The sequence below is a fragment of the Streptomyces spiramenti genome, from assembly GCF_012034385.1.
Lineage (GTDB): Bacteria > Actinomycetota > Actinomycetes > Streptomycetales > Streptomycetaceae > Streptomyces > Streptomyces spiramenti.
The window spans coordinates 1-17,993 of sequence record NZ_JAAVJB010000102.1; the positions used below are offsets into that span (position 1 = coordinate 1).

13 protein-coding genes and 1 pseudogene are annotated in these 17,993 nt (G+C 73.0%); 13 read left to right on the forward strand and 1 reads right to left on the reverse strand.

What is annotated here, in order from left to right:
- Positions 1-83 precede the first annotated feature (83 nt).
- The 9 genes from ftsW (at position 84) to HCJ92_RS13740 (ending at position 9,092) form a co-directional block, all read left to right on the forward strand.
- Entirely contained in the window at positions 84-1,481 is a 1,398-nt protein-coding gene (gene ftsW / locus HCJ92_RS13700) for a putative lipid II flippase FtsW (RefSeq protein WP_167933851.1), read from the forward strand.
- 6 nt (positions 1,482-1,487) lie between these two features.
- Positions 1,488-2,579: an undecaprenyldiphospho-muramoylpentapeptide beta-N-acetylglucosaminyltransferase gene (murG, locus tag HCJ92_RS13705; protein ID WP_167933852.1), complete on the forward strand. Its 1,092-nt coding sequence runs from the start codon at positions 1,488-1,490 to the stop codon at positions 2,577-2,579.
- A 30-nt stretch (positions 2,580-2,609) separates the two neighbouring features.
- Positions 2,610-3,428 (forward strand): FtsQ-type POTRA domain-containing protein, encoded by an 819-nt coding sequence (locus HCJ92_RS13710; protein ID WP_167933853.1) that lies wholly within the window; start codon positions 2,610-2,612, stop codon positions 3,426-3,428.
- Between the two features lie 294 nt (positions 3,429-3,722).
- Positions 3,723-4,940 carry a cell division protein FtsZ gene (gene ftsZ / locus HCJ92_RS13715; protein WP_167933854.1) on the forward strand — a complete coding sequence of 406 codons (1,218 nt, stop codon included), beginning with the start codon at positions 3,723-3,725 and terminating at the stop codon, positions 4,938-4,940.
- 90 nt (positions 4,941-5,030) lie between these two features.
- Positions 5,031-5,768 (forward strand): peptidoglycan editing factor PgeF, encoded by a 738-nt coding sequence (pgeF, locus tag HCJ92_RS13720; RefSeq protein WP_167933855.1) that lies wholly within the window; start codon positions 5,031-5,033, stop codon positions 5,766-5,768.
- Positions 5,761-6,519 carry a YggS family pyridoxal phosphate-dependent enzyme gene (locus HCJ92_RS13725; protein WP_167933856.1) on the forward strand — a complete coding sequence of 253 codons (759 nt, stop codon included), beginning with the start codon at positions 5,761-5,763 and terminating at the stop codon, positions 6,517-6,519. The genes pgeF and HCJ92_RS13725 overlap by 8 nt, the downstream gene beginning before the upstream one ends.
- Before the next feature lie 119 nt (positions 6,520-6,638).
- The gene (locus HCJ92_RS13730) at positions 6,639-7,271 is read left to right on the forward strand and encodes a cell division protein SepF (RefSeq protein WP_167933857.1); all 633 of its coding nucleotides are present in this window, start codon (positions 6,639-6,641) and stop codon (positions 7,269-7,271) included.
- Positions 7,272-7,342: 71 nt separating this feature from the next.
- Positions 7,343-7,630 carry a YggT family protein gene (locus tag HCJ92_RS13735; RefSeq protein ID WP_167933858.1) on the forward strand — a complete coding sequence of 96 codons (288 nt, stop codon included), beginning with the start codon at positions 7,343-7,345 and terminating at the stop codon, positions 7,628-7,630.
- A gap of 49 nt (positions 7,631-7,679) precedes the next feature.
- Positions 7,680-9,092 (forward strand): DivIVA domain-containing protein, encoded by a 1,413-nt coding sequence (locus tag HCJ92_RS13740; RefSeq protein WP_167933859.1) that lies wholly within the window; start codon positions 7,680-7,682, stop codon positions 9,090-9,092.
- Between the two features lie 134 nt (positions 9,093-9,226).
- Here HCJ92_RS13740 and ileS read toward each other — a convergent pair whose 3' ends face one another.
- Entirely contained in the window at positions 9,227-12,400 is a 3,174-nt protein-coding gene (gene ileS, locus HCJ92_RS13745) for an isoleucine--tRNA ligase (RefSeq protein ID WP_167933860.1), read from the reverse strand.
- Between the two features lie 462 nt (positions 12,401-12,862).
- Between ileS and HCJ92_RS13750 the strand changes: the two genes are divergently transcribed.
- The 4 genes and pseudogenes from HCJ92_RS13750 to HCJ92_RS13765 all read left to right on the forward strand — a co-directional run bounded on the left by HCJ92_RS13750 (position 12,863) and on the right by HCJ92_RS13765 (position 17,551).
- Positions 12,863-13,819, forward strand: a complete 957-nt coding sequence (locus HCJ92_RS13750; protein ID WP_167933861.1) for a TraR/DksA family transcriptional regulator — start codon at positions 12,863-12,865, stop codon at positions 13,817-13,819.
- A 107-nt stretch (positions 13,820-13,926) separates the two neighbouring features.
- A pseudogene (gene lspA / locus HCJ92_RS24965) lies at positions 13,927-14,631 on the forward strand (signal peptidase II); the annotation flags it as partial.
- A 360-nt stretch (positions 14,632-14,991) separates the two neighbouring features.
- Positions 14,992-15,933, forward strand: a complete 942-nt coding sequence (locus HCJ92_RS13760; RefSeq protein WP_167933863.1) for an RluA family pseudouridine synthase — start codon at positions 14,992-14,994, stop codon at positions 15,931-15,933.
- Between the two features lie 16 nt (positions 15,934-15,949).
- Positions 15,950-17,551 carry a Na+/H+ antiporter gene (locus HCJ92_RS13765; protein ID WP_167933864.1) on the forward strand — a complete coding sequence of 534 codons (1,602 nt, stop codon included), beginning with the start codon at positions 15,950-15,952 and terminating at the stop codon, positions 17,549-17,551.
- The last annotated feature ends 442 nt before the right edge of the window (positions 17,552-17,993 follow it).

Sequence of the window (17,993 nt, forward strand, 5' to 3'; positions counted from 1 at the left end):
GCCGGCCCCGCCGCGCCGAGGGCCCCGCCCGGACCCCGCGGTCCCGCGACGGCGGTGCCGCCGCCGGTCGGGAGCGCACACCGGTGAGGGAGCGCGTACCCGCGGGCGACGGTCCGCCACCCGGCGAACAACGGTCCCGTGAGCGCGCTCGGCGCGACCCGGCACGCGACCCGGCACGCGGCCGGACCCCGCGCGGTTCCGGCGGTGAACCGCCCGCCCGCCCACCGACCTTCCTCTCCACCTGGGTGAGCCGCTTCCTACGGGCCTGGGACCGCCCTCTGACGGCCTACTACGTCGTCCTGGGCACCTCGCTGCTGATCATCCTGCTCGGCCTGGTGATGGTTTTCTCGTCGTCCCAGATCCAGGCGCTGCGCAACAGCCTCCCCGCGACGTACTTCTTCCAGAAGCAACTGGTGGCCGCCGTCATCGGCGGCGTGCTGATGGTGCTGGCCGCGCGGATGCAGGTGAAGCTGCTGCGCGCGCTGACCTACCCCTTCCTCGCGGTCTCCATCGTGCTGCTGGTCGCGGTGCAGATCCCCGGCGTGGGTGTCGAGATCAACGGCAACACCAACTGGCTCTCCGTCGGCGGCCCGTTCATGCTCCAGCCCAGCGAGTTCGCCAAACTGGCGCTGCTGCTGTGGGGTGCGGACCTGATCGCCCGCAAGGGGGACCGCGGCACGTTGGACCAGTGGCGCCATCTGCTGGTGCCGCTCCTCCCCGGCGCGCTGCTGGTCTGCGGTCTGATCATGGTCGGCGGTGACATGGGCACCGTGATGATCCTGGTCGCCATCGTCTTCGGCCTGCTCTGGCTCGCGGGTGCCCCGACCCGGCTGTTCGTCGGCGTCCTCGGGATGACGGCCGCGATCGGCGCGGTCTTCATGGCCACCGCCGCCCACCGCATGGAACGGCTCTCCTGCGTCATGGCCTCCGACCCCGGGCCCGGGGACGAGTGCTGGCAGGCCGCCCATGGCATCTACGCCCTCGCCTCCGGCGGGTGGTTCGGATCGGGGCTGGGGGCGAGCGTGGAGAAATGGGGCGAACTCCCCGAACCACACACGGACTTCATCTTTGCCATCACAGGGGAGGAGCTCGGCCTCGCAGGGACGCTGTCCGTCCTCGGGCTCTTCGCCGCTCTAGGCTATGCGGGTATCCGCGTGGCCGGACGCACGGAGGACCCGTTCGTCAGGTATGCCGCGGGAGGGATCACCACCTGGTTGATGGCGCAGGTCGTCATCAACATCGGTGCGGTGCTCGGGCTGCTGCCCATCGCCGGCGTCCCCCTCCCGCTGTTCTCCTACGGAGGGTCCGCGCTGCTGCCCACGATGTTCGCCGTCGGACTGCTGATCGCCTTCGCGCGCGGCGATCGGGCGGCACGGGCGGCGCTGGCCACGCGGCGGCGCCCGGACGGCAGGAGGCCGGCCGGGCTGGGTTGGACGTCGAAGAGGCGGCGCGAGGTGAACGCGTCGTCCGGAGAGCGGTGAAATTCGGTGCATGTCGTACTCGCAGGCGGAGGGACCGCCGGTCACATCGAGCCCGCGCTCGCCCTCGCGGACGCCCTGCGCAGGCAGGACCCCTCCGTGGGGATCACGGCCCTCGGCACGGAGCGCGGTCTGGAGACCCGTCTGGTCCCCGAACGAGGCTACGAACTGGCGCTGATCCCCGCCGTGCCGCTACCGCGGAAGCCGACCCCGGAACTGATCACGGTTCCCGGCCGGCTGCGCGGCACGGTGAAGGCGGCGGAGGAGGTCCTGGAGCGCACCAAGGCCGACTGCGTGGTCGGGTTCGGCGGCTACGTCGCCATGCCCGCGTACCTCGCCGCCAAGCGGCGCGGTGTGCCCATCGTCGTCCACGAGGCCAACGCCCGGCCGGGCTTGGCCAACAAGATCGGCGCCCGCTACACCAAGCACGTCGCCGTTTCGACGCCGGACAGCAAGCTCCGCCACGCCCGCTACCTGGGCATCCCGCTGCGCCGTTCGATCGCGACGCTGGACCGGATGGCGGTCCGTCACGAGGCGCGCGCCGCCTTCGGCCTGGACGCGGCCCCGCCGACGCTCCTGGTCTCCGGCGGTTCGCAGGGCGCGCGGCGGCTCAACGAGGTCATCGAGTCGGTCGCCCCCGCCCTCCAGCGCTCGGGCGTCCAGGTCCTCCACGCGGTGGGGCCCAAGAACGACCTGCCGCGACCGGACAACATGCCGGGGATGCCCCCCTACGTGCCGGTACCGTATGTGGACCGGATGGACCTCGCCTACGCCGCCGCCGACATGATGCTGTGCCGGGCGGGCGCGATGACCGTCGCCGAGCTCTCCGCCGTCGGGCTGCCCGCCGCCTACGTCCCGCTGCCGATCGGCAACGGGGAACAGCGGCTCAACGCCCAGCCGTTGGTGAAGGCGGGCGGCGGTGTGATCGTCGACGACGCGGACCTCACCGCCGACTGGGTGCGGGAGAACGTCCTCCCGGTGCTGACCGACCCCGGCCGACTGCTCGCGATGTCGCGGGCCGCGGCCGAGTTCGGCCGGCCGGACGCCGACGAGCTGCTGGTCGGCTTGGTGTACGAGGCGATCGCTGCGCGTCAGGCGTAGCCGCCGCCCCAACAGTCAGGAGTCAGGCGCGTGGCCGGACCGGTGAGTACCGCCCAGCGGGACGAGGAGCGGGGACCTCTCGACACCGGCTCCGGCGCGCCCGGGCCCACCGGCCCGCCCCCGCGCCGGCTCCGGCTGCCGGGGCGCGGGCTGCTGGCGGGGCTGCTCGTGCTGGGCGTCGCCGCCGGCGGGTTCGGCGTCTGGGCGCTGTACGGGTCGCAGTGGCTGCGGGTCGAGCACGTGTCGGTCGACTGGACGGGCGGCCCGCGGCAGCTGGAGCGGGCCGAGATCGAGGAGGCCGCCGCGGTGCCGCTGGGCGCGCCGATGGCCGCGCTCGACAAGGGAGCGGTCCGGCAGCGCGTCCTGGAGACCCTGCCGCGCGCCGGTGACGTCGAGGTGGTGCGCGCCTGGCCCAACGGCGTGGGCCTGAAGGTCACCGAGCGGGAGGCGGAGGTGCTCGTCCCCGACCCCGAGGGGTACGTCGAAGTGGACCCCGAGGGGGTCGCGTTCGCCGTCGTCCCCGACGCCGTCGAGGGGGTCCCCATGCTGGAGATGGAGCTCGACTCCGGCGCCGGGCTGCGCCGTTTCGGCGAGGACCGCATCCGGCTGGGCGCGGTGGGCGTCGTCTCCGCGCTGCCGGACGAGGTGCGGGAGGTCACCGAGGTGGTGCGGGTCCGTTCCTGGGACGCCGTGCTGCTGGAGCTGACGGACGGGCGTACCGTTCTCTGGGGCAGCCCCGACGAACCGGAGGCCAAGGCCACCTCGCTGACGGCGGTGATGAAAGCGGTGCCGGAGGCCCGGCACTTCGACGTGACCGTTCCCAGCTCCCCGGCGGCCGAGTCGGGTTGACGCCCAACCAGGTGTTTGCTGACGTCATCGACGCTGGTCAACCCCCGGGTTGGCGGAGACGGCGCGTGATCACATAGGGTGAAAAGAAAAGCGGGAGGCCCGGCGTGTTCGTTGAACGCGCACCGCTTGTCGACTTAGTGTCCGTTCCAGGAATCCCAGGAATGACAAGCACAGGTAACCCTAAACTTGGGCTTTAGGGTTCGGGTCGGGCCTTCTCCCGTCCCAACGGCATCAGTCGCGCTCCGCGAGCAGACGCGGACGACGACACGTAACTCGAGGCGAGAGGCCTTCGACGTGGCAGCACCGCAGAACTACCTCGCAGTCATCAAGGTCGTCGGTATCGGCGGCGGCGGCGTCAACGCCATCAACCGGATGATTGAGGTCGGTCTCAAGGGTGTCGAGTTCATCGCCATCAACACGGACGCCCAGGCACTCCTGATGAGCGATGCCGACGTCAAGCTGGACGTCGGCCGGGAACTCACCCGCGGGCTCGGCGCCGGTGCCAACCCCGACGTCGGCCGCAAGGCGGCCGAGGACCACCGCGAGGAGATCGAGGAGGTCCTCAAGGGGGCCGACATGGTCTTCGTCACCGCGGGTGAGGGCGGCGGCACCGGCACCGGCGGCGCCCCGGTGGTGGCCAACATCGCACGCACCCTGGGTGCGCTCACCATCGGCGTGGTGACCCGGCCGTTCACGTTCGAGGGCCGTCGCCGCGCCAACCAGGCCGAGGACGGCATCGCGGCGCTGCGCGACGAGGTCGACACCCTCATCGTCATCCCCAACGACCGGCTGCTCTCCATCTCCGACCGCCAGGTCAGCGTGCTGGACGCCTTCAAGTCGGCCGACCAGGTGCTGCTCTCCGGTGTGCAGGGCATCACCGACCTCATCACCACCCCCGGCCTGATCAACCTGGACTTCGCCGACGTGAAGTCGGTCATGTCCGAGGCGGGTTCGGCGCTGATGGGCATCGGGTCGGCCCGGGGCGACGACCGCGCGGTCGCCGCCGCGGAGATGGCGATCTCCTCGCCGCTGCTGGAGGCATCCATCGACGGCGCCCGCGGTGTGCTGCTCTCCATCTCCGGCGGTTCCGACCTCGGTCTCTTCGAGATCAACGAGGCGGCCCAGCTGGTGAGCGAGGCCGCCCACCCCGAGGCCAACATCATCTTCGGCGCGGTCATCGACGATGCCCTCGGCGACGAGGTGCGGGTCACCGTGATCGCCGCCGGCTTCGACGGCGGACAGCCCCCGGCGCGCAACCGGGAGAAGGCCCTGACGGGCTTCGGTGGCCGTGACGAGAGCGCCCCCGCCGAGCGCCCGGCGGCCGACCCGGAGCCCGAGCGCCCCGCGTTCGGCGGTCTCGGCGCCCTCCCGCCGCGCGAGGAGGAGAAGCAGGCCGAGCCCGCGCCCGCGCCGAAGGCGGAGTCCCCGCTGTCGCCGCCCCAGGTACCCTCGGCCCGACCCTACGAGGGCGGTCCGGCGGAGGAGCTGGACGTCCCCGACTTCCTGAAGTGACGCCTTCGGGCTGACACTTCCCGACTCGGTTCCCCGTGGGGCCGGCCGTTCCCGGCCGGCCCCACGAGGAGCCGGAGGGAACGCGAGACGGTGATAGCACAGCAGTACTCGACGGGCGGCGCGCACTTCGCCTTCACCGACAGGTGGGGCGGGGTGAGCGCCGCTCCGTACGAGCGGCTCAACCTCGGCGGTGCCGTCGGCGACGACCCCGAGGCCGTCGCCGCCAACCGGGCGCTCGCCGCGGCTGCGCTCGGCCCGACCGCGGGCCCGGTGGTCTGGATGAACCAGGTGCACGGCGCGGACGTGGCGGTCGTGGACGGCCCCTGGCCCGGCGAGGCCCCCGCGGTCGACGCCATGGTCACGGCCACGCCCGGTGCGGTGCTCGCCGTGCTGACCGCGGACTGCGTCCCGGTCCTGCTGGCGGACCCGGTGGCCGGGGTCGCGGGTGCCGCGCACGCGGGCCGTCCGGGGCTGGCCGCGGACGTGGTGGGCGCGACGCTGGAAGCGATGGCGGCGCTGGGCGCCGACCCGGGCCGCGTGACCGCGCGCACCGGGCCGTCGGTCTGCGGCAGCTGCTACGAGGTGCCGGCCGAGCTGCGGGACGAGGTGGAGGCGCTGGTCCCGGGAACGGCCGGGACGACCTCCTGGGGGACACCCGCCATCGACATCCCCGCCGGGGTGCGTTCCCAGCTGCGGGCGCGCGGCGTCCGGGACGTGGCGCTCTCCCCGGTCTGCACCTTGGAGTCCGCCGACCACTTCTCCTACCGGCGCGAACGCGTCACCGGTCGCCTCGCCGGCTATGTCTGGACCGGTGGCCACCATGGCTGAGCCCCACGAGGGTCCGGCCGAGCAGGAACGGCGGCCGGCCGAACTCCGCTCGGCGCTCGCGCGGGTCGAGGAGCGTGTGGCGGGTGCGTGCGAGGCCGCCGGGCGTGACCGCGAGGCGGTCACGCTGATCGTGGTCACCAAGTTCTGGCCTGCTTCGGACGTGCGGCTGCTCGCGGGGCTCGGGGTGCGGCACGTCGCCGAGAACCGGGACCAGGAGGCCGCCGCGAAGGCGGCTGCCTGTGCCGACCTTCCCCTCAGCTGGCACTTCGTCGGCCAGCTCCAGACCAACAAGGCGCGTTCGGTGGTGGAGTACGCCGACTACGTGCACTCCGTGGACCGCCCGCGCCTGGTCAAGGCCCTGTCCGCCGCCGCCGAGCAACGCGGCGGCCGCGAGGTCGCGGCGCTGGTGCAGGTGGCGTTGGAGAAGGAAGGCGAGGGCGGCGGGGGTGCCGCTCGCGGCGGCGCGGCGCCCGAGGAAGTCCGAGGGCTCGCGGAGGAGATCATGCGCGCCCCCGGGCTCCGGTTCGCCGGGTTGATGACCGTCGCACCGCTGGAGGGGGCGTACGCCGGGCGTCCGGCGGCGGCCTTCGAGCGCGTGGCGGAATTGTCAAGGAGCCTGCGTGTGGGGGCTCCTGCTGCGACCATGGTGTCCGCGGGTATGAGTGCTGATCTGGAGGAGGCGATCGCCGCCGGTGCGACACACGTACGTGTCGGCAGTGCGGTACTCGGAGTCCGCCCCCCGCTCCGGTAACGTCGCCAATCAAGTCGGACTACAGCCGAAAATATGGTGATTCCCGGATAAACGGGCATACACCAGGAACCCGGCCCCGAGAGTCGGAGCCGGTCCACCACCGAGCGGAGGACGCAGCGATGGCTGGCGCGATGCGCAAGATGGCGGTCTACCTCGGCCTCGTGGAGGACGACGGCTACGACCGTCAGGGCTACGGCCCCGATGACGACTTCGAGCCGGAGCCGGAGCCGGAACGAGGACGACGGCCGCAGGGCCATGAACCGGAGAGGCGGGAGCCGCCGGAGGAGCCCGTGGCGCGGGTGGTGCATCCCCCGGCGCAGCGGGAGCGCGAGCCGGAGCCCGCTCCGGTCTCCCTGATGACAGACAGCCGCCGAGCCGGGAGGATCGCTCCCGTGTCTTCCATCACATCCGAACGCCCGAGCCTGGAGAAGAGTGCGCCGGTGATCATGCCCAAGGTCGTGTCGGAGCGGGAGCCGTACCGGATCACGACTCTGCATCCTCGGACCTACAACGAGGCCCGTACCATCGGGGAACACTTCCGCGAGGGCACTCCGGTGATCATGAACCTGACGGAGATGGACGACACCGATGCGAAGCGACTTGTCGACTTTGCCGCTGGTCTGGTCTTCGGGCTTCATGGCAGCATCGAGCGCGTGACGCAGAAGGTCTTCCTTCTGTCGCCTGCTAACGTCGATGTAACGGCGGAGGACAAGGCCCGCATCGCCGAGGGCGGGTTCTTCAACCAGAGCTGACGGGTACACCGTCGGCAGAGAAGCCCGGCCGACCGGTCGGGCGGAACACAGGGGAGAGGGAAAGAGCCACGATGGGCACCGTATGGGGCGTGGTCTACGTCGTCCTGTATTGCTTCCTTTTCGTCCTGTTGTTCCGGCTGGTGATGGACTACGTCTTCATGTTCGCCCGCTCGTGGCAGCCGGGTAAGGCGATGGTGGTGGCGCTCGAGGGCGCCTACACCGTCACCGATCCGCCGCTGAAGGCGTTGAGGAAGGTCATCCCGCCGTTGCGCTTCGGGGGCGTGACGCTCGATCTGTCCTTCTTCGTACTCATGATCATCGTTTACATCCTGATCAACGTCGTGGCTGGGCTGCTGTGAACCAGTACGTTCCAGTCGATATGCCGACGACTCACGTTGAGGTGAAGAGATGCCGTTGACCCCCGAGGACGTGCGGAACAAGCAGTTCACGACCGTCCGGCTGCGCGAAGGCTACGACGAGGACGAGGTCGATGCCTTCCTCGACGAGGTCGAGGCCGAACTGACCCGACTCCTACGGGAGAACGAGGATCTGCGGGCCAAGCTCGCGGCGGCCACGCGCGCCGCGGCACAGAACCAGCAGAACATGCGCAAACCCGACCCCCAGGAGAGGCCGGGCGGCCCGCCGGCCATATCCGGACCGCAGGGCGGCCACCAGCAGGGCGGTCCGCAGCAGGGTCACCAGCAGGGCGGCCACCAGCAGGGCGGTCCCCCGCAGGGTCACCAGCAGGGGCACCAGCAGGGTGGTCCGCAGCAGGGTCACCCCCAGGGTCACCAGCAGGGCGGTCCCATGGGCGGCCCGCCGCAACTGCCCGCCGGTCCCGGCGGCCACGGCGGCCCCATGGGTCATCCCGGTGGTCCCGGTGGTCCCGGTGGTCCCGGTGGTCCCGGTGGTCCGCAGCAGGGTCACCCCGGTGGTCCGCAGGGCCATATGGGCGGTCCCGGTGGTCACCCCGGTGGTCCGCAGCAGGGTCATCCCGGTGGTCCCGGTGGTCCGCAGCAGGGTCACCCCGGTGGTCCGCAGGGCCATATGGGCGGTCCCGGTGGTCACCCCGGTGGTCCGCAGCAGGGCCACCTCGGTGGTCCCGGCGGCCCCGGTGGTCCCCAGCAGGGTCACCCCGGTGGTCCCGGTGGTCCGCTCGGCATGCCGCCCCAGCAGCAGCAGGGTGGCAACGAGTCCGCCGCCCGTGTGCTCTCGCTGGCGCAGCAGACCGCCGACCAGGCGATCGCGGAGGCCCGTTCGGAGGCCAACAAGATCGTCGGCGAGGCGCGCAGCCGTGCCGAGGGCCTGGAGCGGGACGCCCGAGCCAAGGCCGACGCGCTGGAGCGGGACGCGCAGGAGAAGCACCGCGTGGCGATGGGCTCGCTGGAGTCCGCACGCGCCACGCTCGAGCGCAAGGTCGAGGACCTGCGTGGCTTCGAGCGCGAGTACCGCACCCGTCTGAAGTCCTACCTGGAGAGCCAGCTGCGTCAGCTGGAGAGCCAGTCGGACGACTCCCTGGCTCCGCCTCGGACGCCGTCGGCGCCTTCGCTGCCGGCTTCGCCGAGCCCGTCGATGGCCTCGGCCGGTGCACCCTCGCCCGGTGGCGGTGGCCACCAGTCGATGGGCGGCCCGAGCGGCGGCGGTCCGATGATGGGCGGCGGTCCGAACGGACCGGGCGGCCAGTCGTCGTACGGCGGTCAGCAGCAGATGGCCCCGGCGATGACCCAGCCGATGTCCCCGGTCCGGCCGCAGGCGCCGCAGCCGGTGCAGCAGGCGCCGTCGCCGATGCGCGGTTTCCTCATCGACGAGGACGACAACTGAGCACCGACGGCTGACGCCGGAGGCAGTAGTTCACAGGGGCGGGGCCCGGACTCTTCACGAGTCCGGGCCCCGCCCCTGTGCCGTGTCCGATGGTGGGGGCGGCCCAGGGGCCCCCCCCACCGAAGGGGTGCCGCTCAGCCCTCGTGGCGGCGCAGACGGAACGTCAGACCCAACGCCTCGTCGCGGAACTCCTCGCCGAAGCCGTCCTCGTCGGCCGCGTCGCCCTCGGCCAGTTCCGCGGCGAGCACCTCGCCGGCGACCAGGGCCTGGTGGTCGGCGAGCGCCCGGGCCAGCTCCTCGCCGGTGGCGCGCCACCGGACGGCGATGCGGTCGGCCACGTCCAGGCCGCTGTTCTTCCGCGCCTCCTGGACGAGCCGGATCACGTCGCGCGCCAGGCCGGCGCGGCGCAGCTCCGGGGTGATCTCCAGGTCGAGCGCAACCGTGGCGCCGGGGTCGGACGCCACCGACCAGCCCTCGCGGGGGGTCTCGGTGATGATGACCTCCTCGGGCGACAGCGCGACGTGTTCGCCGTCGACCGTCACCGCGGCTGTCCCGGCGCGCAGCGCCGCCGACAGCTCGGCGGCGTCGGCCGCGGCGATGGCGGAGGCGACGGCCTGGGTGCCCTTGCCGAACCGGCGGCCCAACGCACGGAAGTTCCCCTTGGCGGTGGTGTCCACCAGGGAGCCGCCCATCTCGGAGAGCGAGGCGAGGGTGGCGACGTTGAGTTCCTCGGCGACCTGCTCCCGCAGGTCGTCGCCGAGCAGCTCGAAGCCCTGCGCGGCGACCAGCGCCCGGGAGAGCGGCTGCCGGGTCTTGACGCCGGACTCCGCCCGGGTGGCGCGGCCCAGTTCGACGAGTCGCCGCACCAGCAGCATGTCCTGGGAGAGCTCCGGGTCGACCATCGACTCGTCGGGCGCCGGCCAGCTGGACAGGTGCACCGAGTCGGGTGCGTCGGGCGTCACCGGGACCACCAGGTCCTGCCACACCCGCTCGGTGATGAACGGCACCAGCGGCGCCATCATCTGCGTCACGGCGACCAGGGTGTCGTGGAGCGTCCGCAGCGCGGCGCGGTCGCCCTGCCAGAACCTGCGACGCGACCGCCGCACGTACCAGTTGGACAGGTCGTCCACGAAGGTCGACAGCAGCTTGCCGGCGCGCTGGGTGTCGTAGCCCTCCAGCGCGGTGGTGACCATGGCGTTCAGGGCGTGCAGCTCGCTGAGCAGCCAGCGGTCCAGCAGCGGGCGCTCCGCCGGCGCCGGGTCGGCCTCCGACGGCGACCAGTCGCAGGTGCGGGCGTACAGCGCCTGGAAGGCGACCGTGTTCCAGTAGGTCAGCAGGGTCTTGCGCACCACCTCCTGGATGGTGCCGTGGCCGACGCGGCGTGCGGCCCAGGGCGAGCCGCCGGCGGCCATGAACCAGCGGACGGCGTCGGCGCCGTGCTGCTCCATCAGGGGCATCGGCTCCAGGATGTTGCCCAGCGACTTGGACATCTTGCGGCCGTCCTCGGCCAGGATGTGCCCGAGGCAGACGACGTTCTCGTAGGACGAGCGGTCGAACAGCAGCGTCCCGACGGCCATCATCGTGTAGAACCAGCCGCGGGTCTGGTCGATCGCCTCGGAGATGAACTGTGCCGGGTAGCGCTGCTCGAACAGCTCCTTGTTGCGGTGCGGGTAACCCCACTGCGCGAACGGCATCGAGCCGGCGTCGTACCAGCAGTCGATGACCTCTGGGACGCGCTGGGCCGTGCGGGAGCAGCCCTCGGCGGTGCAGGCGAAGGTGACCGCGTCGATGTACGGGCGGTGCGGGTCGAGCTGCGACTGGTCGGTGCCGGTCAGCTCGCTCAGTTCGGCAAGCGAGCCGATGACGGTGAGGTGGTCGTCCTCACAGCGCCAGACCGGGAGCGGGGTGCCCCAGTAGCGGTTGCGGGAGAGCGCCCAGTCCACGTTGTTGTTGAGCCAGTCGCCGAAGCGGCCGTGCTTGACGGACTCCGGGGTCCAGTTGGTGCGCTCGTTCTCGCGGAGCAGCGCGTCCTTGATCCGGGTGGTGCGGATGTACCAGGAGGGCTGCGCGTAGTAGAGGAGCGCGGTGTGGCAGCGCCAGCAGTGCGGGTAGCTGTGCTCGTAGGCGACGTGGCGGAAGAGCAGACCGCGGGCGTCGAGGTCGGCGACCAGGGCCTCGTCCGCCTTCTTGAAGAAGACACCGCCGACCAGCGGCAGCTCCTCCTCGAAGGTGCCGTCGCCGCGGACCGGGTTGACCACCGGCAGTCCGTAGCCGCGGCAGGTCCGCAGGTCGTCCTCGCCGAAGGCGGGGGCCTGGTGGACCAGGCCGGTGCCGTCCTCGGTCGTGACGTAGTCGGCGAGGACCACGAAGTGCGCGGCCGGCGCCTCCGGGTCGAAGGCGACCAGGTCGAAGGGGCGCCGGTAGGACCAGCGCTCCATCTCGGCGCCGGTGAAGGAACGGCCGGTGGCGGTCCACCCCTCGCCGAGCGCCTTCTCCAGCAGGTTCTCGGCGACGACCAGCCGCTCCTCGCCGTCGGTGGCCTCGACGTAGGTCACCTCGGGGTGCGCGGCGACGGCGGTGTTGGAGACCAGCGTCCACGGGGTCGTGGTCCAGATCAGCAGCGACGCCTCGCCCGCGAGCGGGCCGGACGTCAGCGGCATCCGCACGAAGACCGAGGGGTCGACGACCGACTCGTATCCCTGCGCCAGCTCGTGGTCCGAGAGGCCGGTCCCGCAGCGGGGGCACCAGGGCGCGACCCGGTGGTCCTGCGAGAGCAGGCCCTTGCCGTGGATCTCCTTCAGCGACCACCAGACCGACTCGATGTACTGCGGGTCCATCGTCCGGTAGGCGTCGTCGAGGTCGACCCAGTAGCCCATGCGGCGCGTCAGCTCGGCGAAGGCGTCGGTGTGACGGGTCACCGACGCACGGCACGCGTCGTTGAACTCGGCGATGCCGTACGCCTCGATGTCCTTCTTGCCGCTGAACCCGAGCTCCCGCTCGACGGCGAGCTCCACGGGCAGGCCGTGGCAGTCCCAGCCGGCCTTGCGGGCGACGTGGTAGCCGCGCATCGTGCGGAAGCGGGGGAAGACGTCCTTGAAGACCCGCGCCTCGATGTGGTGGGTGCCCGGCATCCCGTTGGCCGTGGGCGGCCCTTCGAAGAACACCCACTCGGGGCGGCCCTGGGCCTGCTCCATGGAGCGGACGAAGGTCTTGTTCTCCTGCCAGAAGTCGAGCACCTCGTGCTCGAGCGCGGGCAGGTCCACCTGCGCGGGCACCGCGCGGTACCTGGGCTTCGGGTCTGACGACATCGGGGGCATCCTCCGGCGGGACGTGACGCGTTCCGTCGGAGGGACGAGACGCCCGGCGCCGTTCGGCGCGCGTCCCGCGGTACCACCCTCCTTGGCGGCGGTCTGCCGGTGCAGTCCACCACCCGCTCAGTTGGGTCAGCGCTGCCGGTTCTACTGACCCCCGCTGGGGGCGTTCCTCCGGCGGCTCGGGGGTGATCTTCACGCCGTGCCTGCCCCCGGGCTTCCACCGTCCCCGGGTCGCTTCGGCCGCCTGCGACGCTACTCGTCCCCGTCGATGCCTCTCGCTGCCGCCCAGTGTACGGCGATCGGGCGCCGACCTCGACCGGGTTGTCCCGCTGTGCGGGGCGTCCGCCGCCCGCGCGAGGCCGTTCGGCGCGCCCACGTTGCCGCGCGGCCTGTGCCGATTTATCGTTCCCGTCACGATACGCGCGCGATGTCACGCTATGTGAAAGGGGCGCGGCCATGGTGGCGCACGACGACTCCGCCGCCCGCAGAGCGGTGGCGAAGAAGGCGGCGAAGAAGGCCTCGGGGACCGGTCGGCCGGTGGCGTCCGCCGGAGGATCGGCCACCGCGGCGGAGCGCAGCCAGGCCCGCCGGGCGACCGCCCGCGCTGCGGCGGACCACGACGCGGCGGGCGGGGAGGCCCCGCCCGCGGGTGGACAGCCGGACGAGGGCGGTCGGTCGACCGCCGGACGGGCGACGAAGAAGGCGTCGGCCAAGCGGACGGCCGGACAGCAGTCGGCGGCCAGGGGCGGCGCCGCGCGGGTGGCGGCCCCGGCTGCGAAGCCCGCCACGAAGCGCGCCGGGACGTCCACGAGGAAGTCGGCGAAGCCGCCGAAGGGTGCGAAGGGGCGGGTCGCGGCCGAGGCGGGCCCCGACGCGGCCGACGGCGGCGTCGGGACCAGGACAGGGCGGGACGCGGACGGCGCCCCGGCCGGACAGACAGGAGCCGATCAGGTGGCAGCGGAGAAGACGACGGCGTCGGAGTCGGGCGAACCCGCTCCCGAGGGCGCGATCGATCCGGCCGACCTCGCGGTCCGGCCCGGGGAGGACCCGTGGACGGCCGCCGAGGTGGAGGAGGCACGGACAGAACTCACCTCGGACGCCGCCAGGCTCCGGGAGGAGATCGACGCCACGCAGCAGGCGTTGACCGGCCTGATGCGGGACTCCGGCGACGGCGCGGGGGACGACCAGGCCGACGTGGGGACCAAGAACGTCACGCGCGAGCACGAGATGGCGCTCGCCGGCAACTCCCGCGAGATGCTCCGCCAGACCGGGCGGGCCCTGGCGCGGCTGGAGGCCGGCACCTACGGGCTGTGCGAGAACTGCGGACAGCCCATCGGGAAGGCCCGCATGCAGGCGTTCCCCCGCGCCACGCTCTGCGTCGCCTGCAAGCAGCGCCTGGAGCGCCGCTCCTGACCCCGGGCGGCGCCGCCCGCCCACCCCTCCGCGACGCCGAACCGGCGGTGCGGAGGCCGCCAACCGTGCCTGGGGGCCGCCCGGCACGGTGCCGTACTCTCGTTCACGTGAAAGAGGCGGAGCGGACCATTGACACACCGGATCAGACCCGAGGTTCGGGCCCCGAGGCGCGCGCTGCCGGCGACGCCGAGCGGTCCGGAACCGCGGACGGGGCCGTGAGCGGCCCGTCGCCGGACGACTCGGGAAGCATCGAGCCGGGCACCCCCGCCGGAGCGGACGCGGCCGACGGGCCGGGCACGGGCTCCGGGGAGACCGCCGCGAGCGGGCGCGGTCGGCGGCGGATCGGCGTGCTGGCTGCCGTGGCCGTCACCGCCTTCGTCCTCGACCTGATCACCAAGATCTGGACCGTGGAGTGGCTCGAGGGCCGGGAGCCCGTCCAGATCGTGGGGGAGTGGCTCCAGTTCGAGGCGGTCCGCAACAGCGGCGCCGCCTTCGGCATGGGCCAGGCCCTGACGGTCGTCTTCACCTGTATCGCGACGGTCGTAGTGATCGTCATCCTGCGGCTCGCCCGCAAGCTCTACAGCGCGCCGTGGGCGGTGGCGCTCGGCCTGCTGCTGGGGGGCGCCCTCGGCAACCTCGCGGACCGTGTCTTCCGCGCGCCGGGTGTCTTCCAGGGCGCGGTCGTGGACTTCATCTCGCCCAAGCACTTCGCGGTCTTCAACCTCGCGGACTCCGCGATCGTGTGCGGCGGCATCCTCATCGTGCTGCTGTCCTTCCGCGGGCTCGACCCGGACGGCACGGTCCACCGGGACGACGACGAGAAGCAGGAGCCCGCCACGGAGGCCACCGGTGACGCCGCCGGTACCCCCGGGACGTCCGCCGCCGACACCCCCGCGCCGTCCGCCGCCGATACCCCCGGGACGTCCGCCGCCGATACCCCCGGGACGTCCGCCGCCGACACCCCCGCGCCGTCCGCCGCCGACACCCCCGGGACGACCGGTCCGGCCGCCGAGGCCGCGGAGGCGGGCGACGAGCCGCCCGCCTCCGGCGGGGCGGGCACCGGCGACGCGGCCCCCCGCAACCCCTGACGCCCCGGTCCGACCGGCCACCCGGGAGGCGCCCCCACCTGCCCGGGGACGGTGCGGTTCGCGCCGTCCGTCATACTCGGTCCGGTGAGCACCCTTCCCGAGACCCGGACCCTGCCCGTACCCGACGGCCTGGAGGGGGAGCGTGTGGACGCAGCCCTCGCCCGGATGCTCGGTTTCTCCCGTACCAAGGCGGCCGAGCTCGCCGCGGCCGGCAAGGTCCGGCTGGACGGCGCCGAGGTCGGCAAGTCCGAGCGGGTCACCGGCGGCTCCTGGCTGGAGGTCGAGATGCCGGCCCCCGCCGTGCCGGTGCAGCTGGTGGCGGAGCCGGTCGAGGGCATGGTGATCGTGCACGACGACGAGGACCTGGTCGTCATCTCCAAGCCCGTCGGCGTGGCCGCGCACCCCAGCCCCGGTTGGCGGGGCACCACCGTCATCGGCGGCCTCGCCGCCGCCGGTTACCGGATCTCCACCTCGGGCGCCGCCGAGCGCCAGGGCGTCGTCCACCGGCTGGACGTCGGCACCTCGGGCCTGATGGTCGTCGCCAAGTCGGAGCACGCCTACTCGCACCTGAAGCAGCAGTTCCGGGAGCGGACCGTCGAGAAGCGGTACCACGCGCTGGTCCAGGGCCACCCCGACCCGATGAGCGGCACCATCGACGCGCCGATCGGCCGCCACCCCACCCACGACTGGAAGTGGGCCGTCACCGCCGAGGGGAAGCCCTCGGTGACCCACTACGACCTCATCGAGGCGTTCCGCGCGGCCAGCCTGCTCGACGTCAAGCTGGAGACGGGGCGCACCCACCAGATCCGCGTCCACATGTCCGCGCACCGCCACCCGTGCGTCGCCGACCTCACCTATGGGGCCGACCCCAAGCTGGCAGCGCGGCTGAAGCTGGAACGGCAGTGGCTGCACGCGGTCCGCCTCGGATTCACCCACCCCGGTGACGGCCAGTGGGTGGAATTCGCCAGCGAGTACCCCGAAGACCTGCGCCACGCCCTGGAGACGGTGCGGGAGGACTCCGCCTGAGCCGAGGATCAGCGCCATGGACCAGCTGACCCTGCTCTTCGCGCTGCTGCTCGGCGCGGTGGTGATCGTGCCCCTCGGCGACCGGCTCCGGCTGCCGCCGCCGGTGCTGATGACGCTCTTCGGGGCGGCGCTGGCGATACTCCCGTTCGTGCCGGACGTGGAGATCCCGCCGGAGTACATCCTGCCGCTGGTGCTGCCGCCGCTGCTGTACGCCGCGGTGCAGCGCACCTCCTGGCGCGAGTTCACCACCAACCTCCGCCCGATCCTGCTGCTCGCCGTCGCGCTGGTCTTCGTCACCACGGCGGCGGTGGCGGCGGTCGCGCACGCCGTCGTGCCGGGGCTGCCGCTGGCCGGTGCGGTGGCGCTCGGTGCGCTGGTCGCGCCGCCCGACCCGGTCGCGGCGACGGCGGTCGCGGGAAAGCTGGGCCTCCCGCGCCGCATGGTGTCGATCCTGGAGGGCGAGGGCCTCTTCAACGACGTCACCGCGATCACCCTCTACCACGTGGCGATCGCCGCGACCGTGACGGGGACGTTCTCCGTGACGCTCGCGGCGGGGGAGCTGGTGCTGTCGGCGGCGGTGGCCGTGGCCGTCGGCATCCTCCTCGGTTGGGGAGCGTCGCGGCTGATGCCGCTGCTGGGCGACGCGACCCTCGCGACCGGGCTGACGCTGCTGGTGCCGTTCGCCTCCTACAGCGTCGCCGAGGAACTCTCCGGCTCCGGTGTCCTCGCCGTGCTGGTGACGGCGCTGTTCCTCGCCGAGCACGCGGCCGACCCGGACGACGTGGCGGGCCGCCTCACCGGTCACAGCTTCTGGTCGGTGGTGGACACCCTGGTGACCGGCGTCGCCTTCGGACTGATCGGGCTGGAGGTCCACGCCGTCCTCGACACCTCCCGCGACCGGCTCGACGCGCTGCTCCCCGCGTCGCTGCTGGTGCTCGCCACCGTCGTCCTGGTCCGGCTGCTGTGGCTCGCGCCCGCCGCGTGGCTGGCGCGTCGGCTGGGTCGCGGGCCGGACAGCGGGGAGGAGATCCCCCTGGGGTGGCGGGAGACCGTCGTCATGTGGTGGGCCGGGATGCGGGGCGTCGCCTCCGTGGCGCTGGCACTGGCGGTGCCGCTGACCGTGGACTCCGGCGCGGCGTTCCCCGGCCGCGACGCCGTGGTCTTCGTCGCCTTCGTGGTGGTGCTGGGCACTCTCGTCATCCAGGGGCTCACCCTGCCGTGGCTGACGGGCCGGCTGGGCGTCGCCTCCGACGGCAGCGGCGAGCAGGCCCAGGAACGCGCGCTGGCCGTGCGGGTCGCCACCGCCTGCCGGGCGCGGCTGCGGGAGCTGGAGGCCGAGGGGCGGGTCTCGGAGGAGGCCGCCGAGCGCATGGTGCAGCGCGCCCACGAGATGGCGTGGCTGATCTCGCCGCAGCTGGCCGACGAGGAGCGCCGTGAGCAGGTCGCCGACCGGTTGCAGCGCGCCCGTGAACTCCACGAGCTGCGCGGCGAGATGATGTCGGCGGCCCGGCGTGCGGTGTTGGACGCCCGCACCGAGCCGGGGATGACACCGGAGGTCGCCGACCGGGTGCTGCGACAGTTGGACCGCGGGAGTCTGTGGCACCGCCGCGAGGGCTGACCGCCCGCGGCGTCGCGCGCGCCGGCCCGCCCGCCGTGTTCGGCCGCCGCGCGGGCTGTCCCGACCACCGTTGCTGCCCGCGACGGCCGTCCGACCGCCGTGAGAGCTGATCGCCGCTGGGTCCGCCGCGGAGCGGGCGTCTCGGGACGTCTCGGGGCGCCTCCTCCTCAGGGAGGAGGCGGCTGTGCCGAAAGGTCGCAACCGCGGTGTGTGCCTGCGCGCGATGTGCGCGAGGTACCCCGACCGCGAGGGTGGGACCACGTCGTCGGGCGAGGCGGGAGGACGAGCCTCCCGGCCCGGGGCGTCCTTCCCGAGGAGCAGGAGAGCGTTCGTGAACCCCGCCGAGACCCGTCCCGTCCCACCCCCGGCAGCGCGCCGGCGCCCCGGCCGCCGGGCCCGCGTCGCCCTGCCCGCGCTGGCCGCGCTCGCGGCGGTCACCGTC

What these genes read in the sequence shown, in the direction of transcription:
- ileS (WP_167933860.1), bottom strand. Translation starts at nt 12,400, where the DNA reads ATGTCGTCAGACCCGAAGCCCAGGTACCGCGCGGTGCCCGCGCAGGTG.
- HCJ92_RS13740 (WP_167933859.1), top strand. Translation starts at nt 7,680, where the DNA reads ATGCCGTTGACCCCCGAGGACGTGCGGAACAAGCAGTTCACGACCGTC.
- HCJ92_RS13765 (WP_167933864.1), top strand. Translation starts at nt 15,950, where the DNA reads ATGGACCAGCTGACCCTGCTCTTCGCGCTGCTGCTCGGCGCGGTGGTG.
- HCJ92_RS13725 (WP_167933856.1), top strand. Translation starts at nt 5,761, where the DNA reads ATGGCTGAGCCCCACGAGGGTCCGGCCGAGCAGGAACGGCGGCCGGCC.
- HCJ92_RS13730 (WP_167933857.1), top strand. Translation starts at nt 6,639, where the DNA reads ATGGCTGGCGCGATGCGCAAGATGGCGGTCTACCTCGGCCTCGTGGAG.
- HCJ92_RS13750 (WP_167933861.1), top strand. Translation starts at nt 12,863, where the DNA reads ATGGTGGCGCACGACGACTCCGCCGCCCGCAGAGCGGTGGCGAAGAAG.
- HCJ92_RS13735 (WP_167933858.1), top strand. Translation starts at nt 7,343, where the DNA reads ATGGGCACCGTATGGGGCGTGGTCTACGTCGTCCTGTATTGCTTCCTT.